This window comes from Mycobacterium sp. NGS61, assembly GCF_059812325.1.
On the sequence record NZ_JCALCL010000002.1, the window covers coordinates 55,616 to 73,120 of the forward strand.

Here is a 17,505-nt window from a genome sequence, read left to right on the forward strand (position 1 = left end):
GGCCGGTCAGACCAGTTCCGGCACCCGCAGCCGCGCGATCGCCAGTTCGAACTCGCCGACATCGTCCTGGTCGACGCCCAGGTCCCGCAGTATCGCCGTGCGCAGCGAGCGGGCCGCCTCGCTGCTGCGTTCCATCGCTTCGCGGCTGTCGTAGGTCACCGACGCCACCGCCCGCGCCGAGGTGCGGTCGATCATCACGCTGGCGCTGCAGAACCCGTCGAACTCCTCAATGGCCGGCAGCACCGCCAACTTGTAGAAGTCCAGGGCGTGTTCGAACTGTTCGGGCCGGGCCTTGAGCCAGGTGGCGCGCACGCACGCGCCCAGACCCGAGCGCCGGTTGCGGTGCAGCGCGGCGATCTCCCACTGGTCGACGACGGCGCTGCCGCCGAGGATCTTCACGGCGCGGCTGCGCACCGGCCACACGCGCTCCGCGCTGGCGCGCATCACCTCCTCGGTCTCCCAGGCACTCGTCGCGACGCATCGGGCCGAATCCCGGTCCACCAGCAGCGACATGCCCAGACAACCGTCGACCTCGCGAAGCGTGGGCAGCACCACGTCGCGCATGTGGGCGATACCCATGTTGAGCAGCGAAGGTTGCGCCTGGATGGTGGTGGAGCGTGCGTACACGATCGGCCCCTTTCTGCCGTCGGGGGGTTCATCACCCACCTTCCTCCGACCCCGCCGGTGTGGCAACCGTCACATCTGTACTTGGCGGCGCGTAGGGCGTGCACCGTAGGCTGACCGGGTGCATACCGATGTGCTGGAGGTGGACACCACGCGTCGCCGCTACGTCGATCTCACCGATGCGGTGCGGTCGTTCTGCGGCAGCCACGAGGACGGCCTGTGCAACATCTTCGTCCCGCACGCCACCGCCGGTGTCGCGATCATCGAGACGGGTGCGGGCTCCGACGAGGACATGGTGGACACCCTGGAGCGGCTGCTGCCGCGCGACGACCGTTACCGGCATGCGCACGGCTCGCCCGGCCACGGTGCCGATCACGTGCTGCCGGCGATCGTCGCACCGTCGATCACGGTGCCGGTCAGTGGCGGCGAGCCGTTGCTGGGCACCTGGCAGAGCGTCGTCCTGGTCGACCTGAACCGGGACAACCCCAAGCGGTCGGTCCGGTTGAGCTTCGTCGGCGGCTGACTGGCAGGCTGGGCGGGCCGAATTCGGTATTCGGTAGCCTGCTGCGGCGCATAGGCTGACGGTTGACCTGGTACCGGATCGAGGAAGAAGAAGAGTGCAGACACACGAGATCAGGAAGCGTTTCCTTGATCATTTCGTGAAGGCGGGTCACACCGAGGTGCCCAGTGCCTCAGTGATCCTGGACGACCCCAACCTGCTGTTCGTCAACGCCGGCATGGTGCAGTTCGTGCCGTTCTTCCTGGGGCAGCGCACGCCGCCGTACGCCACCGCCACCAGCATCCAGAAGTGCATCCGCACACCCGACATCGACGAGGTGGGCATCACCACCCGGCACAACACGTTCTTCCAGATGGCCGGCAATTTCAGCTTCGGCGACTATTTCAAGCGCGAGGCCATCGCGCTGGCCTGGGACTTGTTGACCACCAACGTCATCGAGGGTGGTTACGGCATGGACCCGGAGAAGCTCTGGGCCACGGTCTATCTCGACGACGACGAGGCCGCGGGTTTGTGGCAGGAGATCGCCGGGTTGCCGCCGGAGCGGATCCAGCGGCGCGGGATGGCCGACAACTACTGGTCGATGGGCATCCCCGGGCCGTGTGGGCCGTCGTCGGAGATCTACTACGACCGCGGGCCCGAATTCGGCGTCGACGGTGGTCCGATCGCCAACGAGGACCGCTATCTCGAGGTGTGGAACCTCGTGTTCATGCAGAACGAGCGCGGCGAGGGCACCTCCAAGGAGGACTACGAGATCCTCGGGCCGCTGCCGCGCAAGAACATCGACACCGGCATGGGTGTGGAACGTATCGCGCTGGTGCTGCAGAACGTGGCCAACGTCTACGAGACCGACCTGCTGCGGCCAGTCATCGACCTGGTGGCTGCCCGCGCACCGCGCGGTTACGACGTCGGGAATCATCCCGACGACGTGCGGTACCGCATCATTGCCGACCATTCCCGCACCGCCGCGATCCTGATCGGCGACGGGGTCAGCCCCGGCAACGACGGCCGCGGTTACGTGCTGCGCCGACTGCTGCGCCGGGTGATCCGCTCGGCCAAACTGCTGGGTATCGACACCCCGGTGGTGGGCGATCTGATGGCCACCGTGCGCGACGCGATGGGTCCGTCGTACCCGGAACTGGTCAGCGACTTCGACCGGATCAACCGCATCGCCGTCGCCGAGGAGACGGCGTTCAACCGCACGCTGGTTTCGGGTTCCCGGCTCTTCGACGACGTGGCCGGGGCCACGAAATCCGCCGGGGTGTCGGTGGTTTCGGGCTCGGACGCGTTCACCCTGCACGACACCTACGGCTTCCCGATCGAGCTCACCTTGGAGATGGCCGCCGAGTCCGGCCTGACGGTCGACGAGGCCGGTTTCCGCGAGCTGATGGCCGAGCAGCGCCGGCGGGCCAAGGCCGACGCGGCCGCCCGCAAGCACGCGCACGCCGATCTGACCGCCTACCGCGAACTGGTCGACGCCGGACCGACGGAGTTCACCGGGTTCGACGAATTGTCATCTCAGGCAAGGATTCTCGGCATTTTCGTGGACGGCAAGCGGGTGCCGGTGGTGTCGCACGCCGACGGTGTCGACGCCGACCGGGTGGAGCTGATCCTGGACCGCACGCCGCTCTACGCGGAGTCCGGCGGGCAGATCGCCGATGCCGGCACCATCAGCGGCACCGGGTCGGGCGGCAGCGCCAAGGCCGCGGTGACCGACGTGCAGAAAATCGCCAAAACCGTTCACGTGCACCGGGTCAACGTCGAATCCGGCGAGTTCGTCGAAGGCGACACCGTGCTCGCCGCGGTGGACCCCGGCTGGCGCAAAGGCGCCACCCAGGGCCACTCCGGCACCCACATGGTGCATGCTGCGCTGCGACAAGTGTTGGGCCCCAACGCCGTTCAGGCCGGATCGCTGAACCGCCCGGGTTATCTGCGTTTCGACTTCAACTGGCAGGGCCCGCTGACCGAAGACCAGCGCACCCAGATTGAGGAAGTCACCAACGAGGCCGTCCAGGCCGACTTCGAGGTGCATACCTTCCTCGAGAATCTCGACAGAGCCAAGGCGATGGGCGCGATGGCGCTGTTCGGCGAGGCGTATCCAGATCAGGTGCGGGTGGTGGAGATCGGTGGACCGTTCTCGCTGGAACTCTGCGGCGGCACCCACGTGCACAACTCGGCGCAGATCGGTCCGGTGACCATCCTGGGCGAATCGTCCATCGGTTCCGGGGTGCGCCGGGTGGAGGCCTACGTCGGCCTGGAGTCGTTCCGGCACCTGGCCAAGGAACGTGCGCTGATGGCTGGACTGGCGTCGTCGTTGAAAGTGCCCTCCGAGGAGGTGCCCGCGCGGGTGGCCAACCTGGTCGAGCGGCTCAAGGCGGCGGAGAAGGAACTCGACCGCGCCCGGCAGGCGACCGCCCGGGCTGCTGCGTCAAATGCCGCCGCCGGGGCCGAGCGCATCGGTAATGTCCGGCTGGTGGCGCAACGCATGTCGGCCGGGACCACCGCCGCGGACCTCCGTGCGCTGGCCGGCGACATCCGCGGCAAGCTGGGCAGCGATCCCGCGGTGGTGGCGCTCATTTCCGAGGGGGAAGGTGCGAGCGTGCCGTATGCGGTGGCGGCCAACGCCGCCGCGCAGGATCTGGGACTCAGCGCCAACGAGCTGGTCAAGCAGCTGGCGGTGGCCGTCGACGGCCGCGGCGGCGGCAAAGCCGACCTGGCGCAGGGATCGGGCAAGGACCCGGCCGGCATCGACGCGGCCCTTGCCGCGGTACGCGCACAGATAGCGCGGGTCGGTTGAGTGGGGTTGCCGCGGGAATCTGACCGGCCGGGCGAGGACGACCCCGGGCGTGGACGTCGGCTGGGGATCGACGTGGGAACCGTGCGGATCGGGGTGGCCGCCAGCGACCCGGACGGCATCTTGGCCACCCCGGTGGAAACCGTGCGTCGCGACCGGTCCGGCCGGCATCTGCGGCGACTGGCCGCGCTGGTCGCCGAGATAGAGGCCGTCGAAGTGGTCGTCGGGCTGCCCCGCACCCTGGCCGACCGGATCGGCTCGTCAGCGCAGGACGCGATCGAAGTCGCCGACGAGCTGGCGCGGCGGGTGGCGCCGGTGCCGGTTCGGCTGGCCGACGAACGGTTGACCACCGTCACCGCGCAGCGTTCGCTGCGCGACGCGGGTATGCGGGCCAAACAGCAACGCGCGGTGATCGATCAGGCTGCGGCGGTCGCGATCCTGCAGGGCTGGCTGGATCAACGCCGTGCCCTGACCGCTGAACGGGTGTCGGATGTCTGAACTCGACGAAAGCCAGGACGAGACCAGGGCCAAGCCCCAAGCCGTCGGCCCGAGCCGAACGACGCGGGCCGCCCGCAAGCGCGCGCAGCGAACCCGCCGCCGGCGCCGCTTCGCGGGTGTCTTCGCGATCAGCCTGCTGACGGTGGTCGTGGTGGCCGCGGTGCTGCTCGGCTCCAAGATGTGGCACCTGGTCACCGCGAGAGACGACGACTTCTCCGGCGATGGCAAGCGCGACATCGTGATTCAAATCCTGTCCGGGGACTCGACCACCGCGGTGGGGGAGACCCTGCTCAAGCGCGGGGTGGTGCGCACGGTGCGCGCGTTCGTCGACGCCGCCCACGGCAACGCGGCCATCACGTCGATACAGCCCGGCTTCTACCGGATGCGCACCGAGATTCCCGCGGCCAATGCGGTGTCGCGCCTGGTCGATCCGAAAAGTCGGGTGGGCAGGCTCGTCATTCCGGAGGGACGTCAGCTCGACGACACCACCGACATGAAGACCAACAAGACGACGCCCGGCATCCTCACCCTGATTTCGCGGGCCACCTGCGTCGACCTGGACGGCAACCAGCGCTGCGTGTCGGTGGCCGATCTGCGGACCGCGGCCGGCAAGGGCACATCGGCGGCGCTGCTGGTGCCGGACTGGGCCGTGGAGCGGGTGCAGGAACTCGGCGACGACCATCGCCGGATCGAGGGCCTGATCGCGCCGGGGACGTTCAACATCGATCCGGCCGGCTCCGCCGAAACCACCCTCGCCAACCTGATCGGCGCCGGCGCGACGCAATACCTGACCTCGGGGCTGGTCGACACCGCCAAGTCGTTGGGCCTGTCGCCCTACGACGTCCTGGTGGTGGCCTCGTTGCTGCAGCAGGAAGCCAATGCCCAGGACTTCGCGAAGGTGGCGCAGGTCATCTACAACCGGCTGCACGAACATCGCAAGCTGGAGTTCGACTCGACGGTCAACTACCCGCTGGACCGCCGCGAGGTAGCCACCAGCGACGGCGACCGCGCGCAGCGCACGCCCTGGAACACCTACATGGTCGACGGGCTGCCGCGCACCGCGATCTGTTCGCCGGGGGTGGAGGCGCTGAACGCCGCGGTGCATCCGGCGCCCGGTGACTGGCTGTACTTCGTCACCATCGACGGTCAGGGGACCACCCTGTTCACCCGCGACTACCAGCAGCATCTGGCCAACATCGAACTGGCCAAGCGCAACGGTGTCCTCGATTCCGCTCGCTGAGCGGGGCCGCGGCGGCAGAAAGGCCGCGGTGCTGGGCTCGCCGATCGCGCATTCCCGATCGCCGCAGCTGCACCTGGCCGCCTATCGCGCGCTGGGCCTGCAGGACTGGACCTATGACCGCATCGAGTGCGACGCCGACGCGTTGCCCGGGGTGGTGGCGGGCTTGGGACCGGAGTGGGTGGGGCTCTCGGTGACGATGCCGGGCAAGTTCGCCGCGCTGCGCTGCGCCGACGAACACACCCCGCGTGCCGAGCAGGTCGGATCGGCCAACACACTGGTGCGCACGCCGCGCGGCTGGCTGGCCGACAACACCGACATCGACGGCGTCGCCGGTGCGCTGGGCCAGGTCAGTGGGCACGCCCTGGTGCTCGGGTCGGGTGGCACCGCACCGGCCGCGGTGCTGGGGTTGGCTCAGCTGGGGGTCGGGGAGATCACGGTGGTCGCGCGCGATCCGGACAAAGCGGCGCGGTTGGTGGAGCTGGGCGCTCGGGTCGGGGTGTCGACGGGGTTCTGCGGCCTGCACGACGACGGGCTGGCCGGCGCGGTCGCCGCCGCCGACGCGTTGGTCAGCACCATCCCGGCCGACGTCGCGGCCCGCTACGCCGAGACGTTCGCCGCGGTCCCGGTGCTGCTGGACGCGATCTACCATCCGTGGCCGACGCCGTTAGCCGCAGAAGTGCAGGCCGCCGGCGGGCGGGTGGTCAGCGGTCTGCAGATGCTGCTGCATCAGGCGTTCGCGCAGGTGGAGCTGTTCACCGGATTGCCGGCACCGCGTGCGGCGATGGCGCGCGCGGTGGCCGGATAGCGGTGCCCGTCGCCCGCGACAGTCCTCATATGCGCGTCGACACGCCGGTGAGCGGCGGCATTTCGGGGACGCTCGCGCCGGCCGGCCCTGACTTGCGCCTCAGCGCAACCCGAATACCGTCGCCCGCATGCGGGTCGGGCTGGTCATCGCGTGGATGGCGGTGCTGTGTTGCTACGACGTCCGGGACCGACGACTGCCCAACCTGCTGACCCTGCCCGGCGCTGCGGCGATCCTGGCCGGCGCGGTCGAGGCCGGTCGCGGGGTCCCCGCCGTGGCCGGCGCGGCAGCCCTGACCGGGGCGTACCTGCTGGTGCACCTGGTGTCGCCGACGGCGATGGGCGCCGGCGACGTCAAGCTGGCGATCGGTCTGGGCGGGCTGGCCGGGTGCTTCGGTGCCGGAGTGTGGTTTCTGGCGGCGATCACCGCGCCGCTGCTCACGGCGGTGGTGGCGCTGGTGCTCGGAGCGCGCGCGGTGCCGCACGGTCCGTCGATGGTGTTGGCGACGGCGGGCGCGACCGCGCTGGCCGTGCTGGGCTGAGGGGCCTATTCGACGTTGACGCCGTAGTCGAGCGCAATGCCGCGCAGCCCCGAGGCGTAGCCCTGGCCGATGGCGCGGAACTTCCACTCGCCGTTGCGGCGGTAGAGCTCACCGAAGACCATCGCCGTTTCGGTAGAGGCGTCCTCGAACAGGTCGTAACGGGCCAGCTCGCTGCTGGTGACCTGGTCCCACACCCGGATGTAGGCGTTGCGCACCTGGCCGAATGTCTGTCCCTGGCCGTGCGGGTCATGGATGGAGACCACGAAATAGATGGCGGCTATGGTGGCCGGCACCGCGACCAGGTCGACGTTGATGACCTCGTCGTCGCCCTCGCCGGACCCTTCGAGGATGTCCCCGGTGTGCTCGATGGATCCATCGGGGGAGCGGAGGTTGTTGTAGAACACGAAGTGGCTGTCGGACAGCACCTTGCGGTTCTCGCCGCACGCGAGCGCGCTGGCATCCAGGTCGTAGGTACTCTCCCAACCCAATCCCACCGACACCGCGGTCAGATTCGGGGCCTGCTTCGACAGAGAGACGTTGGCGCCCTTGTTCAGGCTGACACCCATGCCGATCACCTTTCCAGCGCGTGCGGATTGCCGTGCGGGGTTGCCCCGGTCCGACCAGGAGTAATCGTCACGCTAGTACATCGGCGGCAGGCCCGGCCGGTGCCGGCCGCGCGCGTGGGAAGATAACCGGGTGTTGCGCTGGATCACTGCCGGAGAGTCCCATGGCCGGGCGTTGGTGGCCCTGGTGGAAGGCATGGTCGCCGGGGTGGAAGTCACCTCCGCCGAGATCGCTGACGAACTGGCCCGCCGCCGGCTGGGTTACGGCCGCGGTGCCCGGATGAAATTCGAGCGCGACGCGGTCACCATGCTGTCCGGGGTGCGGCACGGCGTCACCCTGGGCGGGCCCATCGCGATCGAGATCGGCAACACCGAATGGCCCAAGTGGGAGACCGTGATGTCGGCCGACCCCGTCGACCCCAAAGAACTGGAGAACAGCGCGCGCAACGAGCCGCTGACCCGGCCGCGGCCCGGCCACGCCGACTACGCGGGCATGCTCAAGTACGGCTTCGACGACGCCCGGCCGGTACTCGAACGCGCCAGCGCCCGCGAGACCGCCGCCCGGGTGGCGGCCGGCACGGTCGCGCGGGCATTCCTGCGCCAGGCGTTCGGCGTCGAGGTGATCTCGCACGTCATCTCCATCGGTGCGTCCGCGCCCTATGACGGTCCGCCGCCGCGCGCGGAGGACCTGACCGCCATCGACGCCAGCCCGGTCCGCGCGTTCGACGGCACCGCCGAAGCGTCGATGATCACCGAGATCGAGGCCGCCAAGAAGGACGGCGACACGCTCGGCGGTGTCGTCGAAGCGGTAGCGCTGGGCCTACCGGTCGGATTGGGTTCCTTCACCAGCGGCGAGAACCGGCTGGACAGTCAGCTGGCCGCCGCGGTGATGGGCATCCAGGCGATCAAGGGCGTCGAAATCGGCGACGGGTTCGAAACCGCGCGCCGGCGCGGCAGCCGCGCGCACGACGAGATGTATCCCGGTCCCGACGGGGTCGTGCGCTCGACCAACCGCGCCGGCGGCCTCGAAGGCGGGATGACCAACGGCCAGCCGCTGCGGGTGCGCGCGGCGATGAAGCCGATCTCCACCGTGCCGCGGGCGCTAGCCACCGTCGACCTGGCCACCGGTGACGAGGCCGTCGCCATCCACCAGCGCTCCGACGTGTGCGCCGTGCCGGCCGCCGGAGTCGTAGTCGAATCCATGGTCGCGCTGGTGCTCGCGCGTGCGGCGCTGGAGAAGTTCGGCGGCGATTCCCTGGCCGAGACCCGGCGCAACATCGAGGCCTACCAGCGTTCGGTTGCCGACCGGGAAGCGCCGGCGGCCCGGGCGTCCGGAAGCTAGCCCGCCATGGCTCCCAAGGCGGTACTCGTGGGCTTGCCGGGTTCTGGCAAGTCGACCATCGGGCGTCGGCTCGCCAAGGCGCTCGGGGTGAGCATGCTGGACACCGACGCCGCCATCGAGGCGCAGACCGGGCGTTCCATTGCCGACATCTTCGCCACCGACGGCGAGCAGGAGTTCCGTCGCATCGAGGAGGAGGTGGTGCGCGCGGCGCTCGCCGAACACGACGGCGTGCTCTCGCTGGGCGGCGGCGCGGTCACCAGCCCCGGGGTGCGCGCCGCGCTGGCCGGCCACACCGTGGTCTATCTCGAGATCAGCGCCGCCGAAGGGGTGCGGCGCACCGGCGGCAGCACCGTGCGCCCGCTGCTGGCCGGACCCGACCGTGCCGAGAAATTCCGGGAACTGATGTCCAAACGCATTCCGCTGTACCGCCGGGTCGCGACCATCCGGGTCGACACCAACCGGCGCAACCCCGGCGCGGTGGTCCGCTACATCGTGTCGCGGCTCAAGACCGAGGTAGAGGCCGCCCAATGACTGACAGCGCCGGCATGAAACATGACATTGCGCCGGTCACCGTGCCGGTGGCCGTCGACCCGCCGTACCCCGTGCTGATCGGCACCGGGCTGCTCGACGAGCTCGAGGAGTTGCTCGCCGGCCGGCACAAGGTAGCCGTCCTGCACCAACCGGTGCTCGCGCAGCTCGCGGAAGAGATTCGAATCCGGTTGGCCGACAAGGGAGTTGATGCGCACCGCATCGAAATCCCGGATGCCGAAGCGGGCAAGGACCTGCCGGTCGTCGGTTTCATCTGGGAAGTGTTGGGCCGTATCGGGATCGGGCGCAAAGACGCACTGGTCAGCCTGGGCGGTGGCGCCGCTACCGATGTCGCCGGGTTCGCTGCGGCAACCTGGCTGCGCGGGGTGTCGATCGTGCACGTGCCGACCACCCTGCTCGGCATGGTCGACGCCGCCGTCGGCGGCAAGACCGGGATCAACACCGACGCGGGCAAGAACCTGGTCGGCGCGTTCCACCAGCCGCTGGCCGTGCTGGTGGACCTGTCGACGCTGAAAACGTTGCCGCGCAACGAGATCGTGGCCGGGATGGCGGAAGTGGTCAAGGCCGGTTTCATCGCCGATCCGGTGATCCTGGATCTCATCGAAGCCGACCCGCAGGCGGCGCTGGACCCTGAGGGCGAGGTGCTGCCCGAGTTGGTGCGGCGCGCCATCGCCGTGAAGGCGGACGTGGTGGCCGCCGACGAGAAGGAATCCGAACTGCGCGAAATCCTCAACTACGGACACACTTTGGCCCACGCGATCGAACGCCGGGAGCGCTATCAATGGCGGCACGGCGCCGCGGTCTCGGTGGGGCTGGTGTTCGCGGCCGAACTGGCCCGGCTCACCGGCCGTCTCGACGACGCCACCGCCGCGCGACACCGCACCATCCTGGAGTCACTGGGCCTGCCGGTCAGCTACGACGCCGACGCGTTGCCGCAGCTGATCGAGTTCATGGCCGGCGACAAGAAAACCCGCGCCGGGGTGCTGCGGTTCGTGGTCCTGGACGGACTGGCCAAGCCGGGCCGGCTGGTGGGCCCCGACCCGGGCCTGCTGGTGACGGCCTATGCGGGAGTGTGCGCGCCATGAGCACCACGGTGAACGTGATCAACGGCCCCAACCTCGGGCGGCTCGGCCAGCGCGAACCCGCCGTCTACGGCAGCACCACCCACGACGAGCTGGTTGCGTTGATCGACCGTGAGGCCGCCGAACTCGGGCTCAAAGCTGTTGTGCGGCAAAGCGATAGCGAAGCCGAGCTACTGGACTGGATACACCGGGCAGCGGACGCCGGGGAGCCGGTAATCCTGAATGCCGGCGGGCTGACCCACACCTCGGTGGCGCTGCGCGACGCCTGCGCCGAACTGCGCGCGCCGCTGATCGAGGTGCACATCTCCAACGTGCATGCGCGCGAAGAGTTCCGGCGCCATTCCTACCTGAGCCCGGTCGCCACCGGAGTGATCGTCGGCCTGGGAATCCAGGGGTACCTGCTGGCCCTGCGGTATCTGGCCGGTTAGTCCTTGCGCAGATCCGGCTTCTTGGTCGGCCGGGTGTGGTCGTCGGTGCGGATGACTTCGGTTTTGGCGTCGCTGTCGTCGGTGCGGATGACTTCGGTCTTGGCGTCGCTGTCGTGCGTGCGGATGACTTCGGTCTTGGCCTCGTCGTCGTGGGTGGGGATGACCTCGGTGCGCTCGTCGGCACGTTCCTTCGTGGCGACCGCGGAGGTCCGCTGCTCCGAACGGCCGCCACCGGCGGTCGGGATCTCGCCGGTCGGGCTGTCGTCGTCGTCGCGCACGGCGGAGAACACGTCGGTGTTGTCCTCCCGCTCCCGGGAACCGTCCCGGGAACCGTCGTGCTTCTCGGGATCGGGAGCGTTGCGGTCGATGCGCCACCGGCCGACGGCCACGCCGATGATCGCGAACACGAAGACCAGCAGCGCGGTGAACGCTGCGAACGTTGTTAGCTCGTTGAGGATGCCGCCGGTGTAGATGCCCTTGTAGAAGATGGCGATGATCCAGGCGATCAGGCCGCTGACCAAGCCGGCGATCAGTCCGCCGAGCAACCAGATCATGGCCAGGTCGGCGCGCCGGTCCGGGTCCGGGTTGGCTTTGGCGTCGGCGCGTCCGTCCAGCACGCCCCACACGACCGAGGCGATCACGTAGAGCGTCAATAGCACGATGCTGATCAGCGCAGACTGCGTCTGAAATGCATTGATCAGCGCTCCCTGGATCAGCCGGAGCACGACCATCGCGGCCGCAAAGACCAAACCGCGCACCATCCACTTGTTCATGGGCAAACAGCGTAGCGAGTACCGTCAAGGGTCGTGACACATTCCCAGCGTCGACACCACCTCAAAGCCAAGATCAGTGCCGCCGGACTAGACGCGATGCTGGTCACGGACCTGATAAACGTCCGGTATCTTTCCGGTTTCAGCGGGTCCAACGGCGCGTTGCTGGTGTTTGCTGACGATCGCGAGGCCGTGTTGGCCACCGACGGCCGGTATCGCACCCAGGCCGCGCAGCAATCGCCGGATCTGGAGGTGGCCATCGAACGCGCCCTCGGGCGCTATCTGTCCGGCCGGGCCGGGCAGGACGGTGTGCGGAAACTGGGCTACGAAAGCAACGTCGTCACGGTCGACGGCTTCGACGCGCTGTCGAACGCACTCGACGGCCACCACACCGAGCTGGTCCGCGCGGCGGGCACCGTGGAGGCGCTGCGCGAGGTGAAGGATGCCGGTGAACTCGCGCTGCTACGGCTGGCCTGCGAGGCGGCCGACGCCGCGCTGGCCGACCTGGTGGAGCACGGCGGGCTGCGGCCGGGTCGCACCGAACGCCAGGTGGCACGCGAACTGGAGAGCCTGATGCTCGACCACGGGGCCGACACCATCTCGTTCGAGACGATCGTGGCGGCCGGGCCCAACTCGGCGATCCCGCACCACCGGCCCACCGACGCGGAACTGGCCCCGGGCGACTTCGTCAAGATCGACTTCGGCGCCCTGGTCGCCGGCTACCACTCGGACATGACCCGCACCTTCGTGCTGGGCAGCGCGGCCGACTGGCAGCTGGAGATCTACGACCTGGTCGCCACGGCGCAACGCGCCGGCCGGGAGGCGCTGCGCCCGGGAGTTGACCTGCGCGATGTGGACGGCGCAGCGCGCCAGATCATCACCGACGCCGGCTACGGCGAGCACTTCGGTCACGGCCTGGGGCACGGGGTCGGACTGCAGATCCATGAAGCGCCGGGCATCGGCGCGACGTCCGCCGGTACACTACTTGCGGGCTCCGTGGTCACCGTGGAGCCCGGCGTCTATCTAGCCGGCCGCGGCGGTGTCCGCATCGAGGACACGCTGGTAGTGCCCTCGGAAACCTTGGCCGCCGCGCAGACCGCCGGACACACCCCGGAATTGTTGACCCGGTTCCCGAAGGAACTGGCCATTTTGTAGGAGATTTGAACGACCGTGGCGAGCACTGCTGACTTCAAGAACGGACTTGTCCTGGTCATCGACGGCCAGTTGTGGACCATCACCGACTTCCAGCACGTCAAACCCGGCAAGGGTCCGGCCTTCGTGCGCACCAAGCTCAAGAACGTGCTGTCGGGCAAGGTCGTCGACAAGACCTACAACGCCGGCGTGAAGGTCGACACCGCCACCGTGGACCGGCGCGACACCACCTACCTGTACCGCGACGGCTCGGACTTCGTGTTCATGGACAGCCAGGACTACGAGCAGCACCCGCTGCCGGAGTCCTTGGTCGGCGACGACGCGCGCTTCCTGCTGGAGGGGCTGCCCGTGCAGGTGGCGTTCCACAACGGCGCGCCGCTGTACATCGAGCTGCCGGTGACCGTCGAGATGGTGGTCACCCACACCGAGCCCGGCCTGCAGGGCGACCGGTCCAGCGCCGGCACCAAGCCGGCCACCCTGGAGACCGGCGCCCAGATCCAGGTGCCCCTGTTCATCAACACCGGAGACAAACTCAAGGTGGACTCGCGTGATGGCAGCTACCTGGGCCGGGTAAACACCTGAACATGCCGGACCGGAAACCGTCGCGTCCTGTTCGAGGGCGGCACCAGGCGCGCAAGCGGGCCGTGGATCTGCTGTTCGAGGCCGAGGCCCGCAACCTCAGCCCGGCCGAAGTTGTCGACGGCCGCACCGTACTGGCCCAGGCCAACCCGGATGTGGCTGCGCTGCAGCCGTACTCGGCCGCGGTGGCCCGCGGCGTCGCCGAGCATTCGGCCCACATCGACGAGCTGATCACCACGCACCTGCAAACCTGGACGCTGGACCGGTTGCCCGCGGTGGACCGCGCCATCCTGCGGGTTGCGGTGTGGGAGTTGCTGTATGCCGACGACGTGCCCGAGCCGGTGGCCGTCGACGAGGCCGTCGAACTGGCCAAGGAACTGTCCACCGACGATTCCCCCGGTTTCGTCAACGGGGTGCTGGGTCAGGTGATGCTGGTGACCCCGCAGATCCGGGCGGCCGCCCGGGCGCTGCGCGGCGCGGCGCAGGAGAACGTGCCGTGACCCGGTTGGAGCTGCGGGTGGTGCTGTCGGTGCTGGCGGCGGTCGTGGTGGTGGTGGGCGCGGTGGTCAGCGCCGCGTTCGGGTGGACCATCGTGGCCTCGGTGCTGGCGATCTTCGGGCTCGGGGTGGGCGCCTGGGTGTACCACACCGTCGAACGCCTGATCCTGGCCCGCCGGATCAGCACGGTACGCACGGCCGCCAAGCCGCTGCAGCCGTTGCTGCCGGTGATGGCCGCAATCATGGGCCTGACCCAGGGCGTGGTGCGTTCACTCAGCGATGTCACCGATCTGCCGGGCAAGCGCTGGGAGATGCCCCAGTTGCCGCTGTTGAAGTGGATGGAGAACCCGCTGGGGAGTCGCGGCGGTAAACAGATCGTGGATGCCGACGAGTCCGACGACGGACCGGCCTGAGTCCAAAATCCTCGACCGAAATCGTCGCGCTTTGTCCGCGGGCGGGACACAATGGCGGCTGGCCATCCGCACCGAACGGACGCGCTGTTTGCACCCACGCTATTTGCGCCAACAGAAGGTGACGACATGACTCGACAAGGTGCCCGTCCGCGACGACTGCGGGTCTCGGCGCTGGCGGCGGTTGCCAACCCGTCCTACACCCGCGTCGACACCTGGAACATGCTCGACGACGCGTGCCGGCATCTGGCGGAAGTCGACCTGGCCGGACACGACAAGACCCACGACCTGGCCGTGGTCAAGCGGCTGATGGACCGGATCGAAGCCTACGAACGGTATTGGCTGTATCCCGGCGCGGCGAACCTGGCGACATTCCGTGCCCACCTGGAAGTCCTGTCCACGGTCCGACTCGCCGAAGAGGTGTCGCTGGCCACCCGGCTGCTCTCCGAATACGGCGACCGCACAGCGCTTTTCGACACCAGTGCGCCGCTAGCCGACCAGGAGCTGGTCGCCCAGGCCAAGCAGCAGCAGTTCTACACGGTGCTGCTCGCCGACGATTCTCCGCCCACAGCGCCGGAAAGTCTGGTGGAGTGCCTGCGCGCGCTGCGCAATCCGGCCGACGACGTCCAGTTCGAGATCCTGGTGGCCCCCAGCGTCGAGGACGCCATCACCGCGGTGGCGCTCAACGGCGAGATCCAGGCCGCGATCATCCGTCACGACCTGCCGCTGCGGTCGCGTGACCGGGTGCCGCTGATGAACACGCTGCTGGGCGCCAATGACGACACCACGGTCTCCGACCGCAGCCACGACTGGGTGGAGTGTGGCGAATGGATCAGGGAACTGCGACCGCACATCGACCTGTATCTGCTCACCGACGAGTCGATCGCGGCCGGCACCGACGACCAGGCCGACGTCTACGACCGGACGTTCTACCGGCTCAACGACGTGACCGACCTGCACAGCACGGTGATCGCCGGGCTGCGCAACCGTTTCTCCACACCGTTTTTCGACGCGCTGCGCGCCTATGCGGCCGCGCCCGTCGGCCAGTTTCACGCCCTTCCGGTGGCGCGCGGTGCCAGCATCTTCAACTCGAAGTCGTTGCAGGACATGGGGGAGTTCTACGGCCGCAACATCTTCATGGCCGAAACATCCACCACCTCAGGTGGATTGGACTCGCTGCTGGACCCGCACGGCAACATCAAGAAGGCGATGGACAAGGCGGCCGTCACCTGGAACGCCAACCACACCTATTTCGTCACCAACGGCACCTCGACGGCCAACAAGATCGTCGTGCAGTCGCTGACCCGCCCGGGTGACATCGTGCTGATCGACCGCAACTGTCACAAGTCGCACCACTACGGGTTGGTGCTGGCCGGGGCGTACCCGCGCTACCTGGAGTCCTATGCGCTGCCGCAGTTCGCCATCTACGGCGCGGTGCCGCTGAGCACGATCAAGAAGGCGTTGCTGGAACTCGACGAGGCCGGGCAACTGGACAAGGTGCGGATGCTGTTGCTCACCAACTGCATCTTCGACGGTGTGGTCTACAACCCCCGGCGGGTGATGGAGGAGGTGCTGGCGATCAAGCCCGACATCGTCTTCTTGTGGGACGAGGCCTGGTACGCCTTCGCGACGGCGGTGCCCTGGGCCCGCCAGCGCACCGCCATGGTGTCCGCCGACCGTCTCGAGCAGATGCTGGCGTCGCCGGAATACCGTGAGGAATACCGCAAATGGCGCGAGTCGATGGAAGGCGTACCCCGCTCGGAATGGGTGGAACGCCAACTGATGCCGGATCCCGATCGCGCGCGGGTGCGGGTCTATGCGACGCACTCCACCCACAAGTCGCTCTCGGCGTTCCGGCAGGCGTCGATGATCCACATCCGCGACCAGGATTTCAACGCCCGCGCGCGCGACGCCTTCGGTGAGGCGTTTCTGACCCACACCTCGACCTCGCCGAACCAGCAGCTATTGGCGTCGTTGGATCTGGCCCGCCGACAGGTCGACATCGAGGGCTTTCAACTGGTTCGGCAGGTGTACGACATGGCGCTGGTCTTCCGACACCGGGTCCGTAAAGACCGGCTGATCAGCAAGTGGTTCCGCATCCTCGACGAATCCGACCTGGTGCCCGAGGAGTACCGGGCCTCCCATGTCAGCTCCTACCGCGAAGTCCGCCAGGGCGCGCTGGACGAGTGGAACGAGGCCTGGCGTTCCGACCAGTTCGTGCTGGACCCGACGCGGGTCACGCTGTTCCTCGGCAAGACCGGGATGAACGGCTACGACTTCCGCGAGAAGATCCTGATGGACAAGTTCGGCATCCAGATCAACAAGACGTCGATCAACAGCGTGCTGCTGATCTTCACCATCGGGGTGACCTGGTCGAGCGTGCACCATCTGCTCGACGTGCTGCGCCGCACGGCCACCGACTTCGACCGTATCCAGAAGGCGGCGAGCGCCGCCGACTGGGCGCTGCACGAGCGGCGGGTGGAGGAGATCACCGAGGACCTCCCGCACCTGCCCGACTTCAGCCAGTTCGACGTCGCGTTCCGGCCGGACGAGAACAGCGTGTTCGGCGACACCCGGTCGGCGTTCTACGCCGGATACGAAGAGTCCGACCGGGAGTACGTGCTGATCGGCACCGCAGGGCGCCGGATCGCCGAGGGAAAGACGCTGGTGTCCACCACCTTCGTGGTGCCCTACCCGCCGGGCTTCCCGGTGCTGGTGCCCGGCCAGGTGGTTTCCAAGGAGATCGTCTACTTCCTGGCGCAACTCGACGTCAAGGAAATCCACGGTTATAACCACGAACTGGGGCTGTCGGTGTTCACCCAGGACGCGCTGCAGCGGTTGGAGACCAAGCGCAGCGCGGTGGCCTCGGTCAGCAGCAACGGCAACGGGTCCGAGCCGACGGGGTCTGAGCAGACGCTGGTGGCCAACGAGCACACCGTCCCGGTGAACTGAGGGCCGCCTTCGCGCGTCCTGTCGCCGAGCGTCACGCCAGCGTGGCTGTGGCTGTCGAGCGTCACGCCAGCGTGGCTGTGGCGAGTGTCACGCCAGTGTGGCTGTGGCTGTCGAGCGTCACGCCAGCGTGGCTGTCGCGAGTGTCACGCCAGCGTGGCTGTGGCT

General features: G+C 68.5%; 17 protein-coding genes and 1 pseudogene. 15 read left to right on the plus strand and 3 right to left on the minus strand.

Features of this window, described 5'->3' with window-relative positions; all coding sequences use genetic code 11:
- Positions 1-6: 6 nt before the first annotated feature.
- Entirely contained in the window at positions 7-627 is a 621-nt protein-coding gene (locus AC5Y3Z_RS05070) for a hypothetical protein (RefSeq protein ID WP_473139544.1), read from the minus strand.
- Between the two features lie 130 nt (positions 628-757).
- On the opposite strand from AC5Y3Z_RS05070, the gene AC5Y3Z_RS05075 reads away from it, so the two are divergent.
- The 6 genes from AC5Y3Z_RS05075 to AC5Y3Z_RS05100 all read left to right on the plus strand — a co-directional run bounded on the left by AC5Y3Z_RS05075 (position 758) and on the right by AC5Y3Z_RS05100 (position 7,016).
- The gene (locus AC5Y3Z_RS05075) at positions 758-1,147 is read left to right on the plus strand and encodes a secondary thiamine-phosphate synthase enzyme YjbQ (protein ID WP_473139664.1); all 390 of its coding nucleotides are present in this window, start codon (positions 758-760) and stop codon (positions 1,145-1,147) included.
- A gap of 94 nt (positions 1,148-1,241) precedes the next feature.
- Positions 1,242-3,938 carry an alanine--tRNA ligase gene (gene alaS, locus AC5Y3Z_RS05080; protein ID WP_473139545.1) on the plus strand — a complete coding sequence of 899 codons (2,697 nt, stop codon included), beginning with the start codon at positions 1,242-1,244 and terminating at the stop codon, positions 3,936-3,938.
- Between the two features lie 6 nt (positions 3,939-3,944).
- Positions 3,945-4,433, plus strand: coding sequence for a Holliday junction resolvase RuvX (gene ruvX, locus AC5Y3Z_RS05085; protein ID WP_473139546.1), 489 nt, complete (start codon positions 3,945-3,947; stop codon positions 4,431-4,433).
- Positions 4,426-5,673 carry an endolytic transglycosylase MltG gene (gene mltG / locus AC5Y3Z_RS05090; protein ID WP_473139547.1) on the plus strand — a complete coding sequence of 416 codons (1,248 nt, stop codon included), beginning with the start codon at positions 4,426-4,428 and terminating at the stop codon, positions 5,671-5,673. The genes ruvX and mltG overlap by 8 nt, the downstream gene beginning before the upstream one ends.
- Positions 5,660-6,478 (plus strand): shikimate dehydrogenase, encoded by an 819-nt coding sequence (locus AC5Y3Z_RS05095; RefSeq protein WP_473139665.1) that lies wholly within the window; start codon positions 5,660-5,662, stop codon positions 6,476-6,478. The genes mltG and AC5Y3Z_RS05095 overlap by 14 nt, the downstream gene beginning before the upstream one ends.
- 127 nt (positions 6,479-6,605) lie before the next feature.
- The gene (locus tag AC5Y3Z_RS05100; RefSeq protein ID WP_473139548.1) at positions 6,606-7,016 is read left to right on the plus strand and encodes a prepilin peptidase; all 411 of its coding nucleotides are present in this window, start codon (positions 6,606-6,608) and stop codon (positions 7,014-7,016) included.
- A 5-nt stretch (positions 7,017-7,021) separates the two neighbouring features.
- On the opposite strand, the gene AC5Y3Z_RS05105 is transcribed toward AC5Y3Z_RS05100, so the two are convergent.
- Positions 7,022-7,582, minus strand: coding sequence for a TerD family protein (locus AC5Y3Z_RS05105; RefSeq protein WP_463825000.1), 561 nt, complete (start codon positions 7,580-7,582; stop codon positions 7,022-7,024).
- Between the two features lie 130 nt (positions 7,583-7,712).
- Between AC5Y3Z_RS05105 and aroC the strand changes: the two genes are divergently transcribed.
- The 4 genes from aroC to aroQ are packed head-to-tail and all read left to right on the plus strand — an operon-like array spanning position 7,713 to position 10,980.
- Entirely contained in the window at positions 7,713-8,921 is a 1,209-nt protein-coding gene (aroC, locus tag AC5Y3Z_RS05110; RefSeq protein ID WP_473139549.1) for a chorismate synthase, read from the plus strand.
- Between the two features lie 6 nt (positions 8,922-8,927).
- Entirely contained in the window at positions 8,928-9,452 is a 525-nt protein-coding gene (locus tag AC5Y3Z_RS05115; protein ID WP_463825002.1) for a shikimate kinase, read from the plus strand.
- A 14-nt stretch (positions 9,453-9,466) separates the two neighbouring features.
- Complete coding sequence (gene aroB / locus AC5Y3Z_RS05120) at positions 9,467-10,555, plus strand: 3-dehydroquinate synthase (RefSeq protein ID WP_463825439.1); 1,089 nt, start codon at positions 9,467-9,469, stop codon at positions 10,553-10,555.
- Positions 10,552-10,980: a type II 3-dehydroquinate dehydratase gene (gene aroQ, locus AC5Y3Z_RS05125; protein ID WP_473139550.1), complete on the plus strand. Its 429-nt coding sequence runs from the start codon at positions 10,552-10,554 to the stop codon at positions 10,978-10,980. The genes aroB and aroQ overlap by 4 nt, the downstream gene beginning before the upstream one ends.
- Here the strand turns inward: aroQ and AC5Y3Z_RS05130 are convergent.
- Positions 10,977-11,753 carry a B-4DMT family transporter gene (locus AC5Y3Z_RS05130; RefSeq protein WP_473139551.1) on the minus strand — a complete coding sequence of 259 codons (777 nt, stop codon included), beginning with the start codon at positions 11,751-11,753 and terminating at the stop codon, positions 10,977-10,979. The genes aroQ and AC5Y3Z_RS05130 overlap by 4 nt on opposite strands.
- A 33-nt stretch (positions 11,754-11,786) precedes the next feature.
- Between AC5Y3Z_RS05130 and AC5Y3Z_RS05135 the strand changes: the two genes are divergently transcribed.
- The 5 genes and pseudogenes from AC5Y3Z_RS05135 to AC5Y3Z_RS05155 all read left to right on the plus strand — a co-directional run.
- Complete coding sequence (locus AC5Y3Z_RS05135) at positions 11,787-12,905, plus strand: M24 family metallopeptidase (protein ID WP_473139552.1); 1,119 nt, start codon at positions 11,787-11,789, stop codon at positions 12,903-12,905.
- A gap of 15 nt (positions 12,906-12,920) precedes the next feature.
- Entirely contained in the window at positions 12,921-13,484 is a 564-nt protein-coding gene (gene efp / locus AC5Y3Z_RS05140) for an elongation factor P (RefSeq protein WP_463825006.1), read from the plus strand.
- Between the two features lie 2 nt (positions 13,485-13,486).
- On the plus strand, positions 13,487-13,981 hold the full coding sequence (gene nusB / locus AC5Y3Z_RS05145; protein WP_463825007.1) for a transcription antitermination factor NusB: 495 nt from the start codon (positions 13,487-13,489) through the stop codon (positions 13,979-13,981).
- Complete coding sequence (locus AC5Y3Z_RS05150; protein ID WP_463825008.1) at positions 13,978-14,391, plus strand: antitermination protein NusB; 414 nt, start codon at positions 13,978-13,980, stop codon at positions 14,389-14,391. The genes nusB and AC5Y3Z_RS05150 overlap by 4 nt, the downstream gene beginning before the upstream one ends.
- A gap of 126 nt (positions 14,392-14,517) precedes the next feature.
- A pseudogene (locus AC5Y3Z_RS05155) lies at positions 14,518-17,265 on the plus strand (aminotransferase class I/II-fold pyridoxal phosphate-dependent enzyme); the annotation flags it as partial.
- Positions 17,266-17,505: the final 240 nt, after the last annotated feature.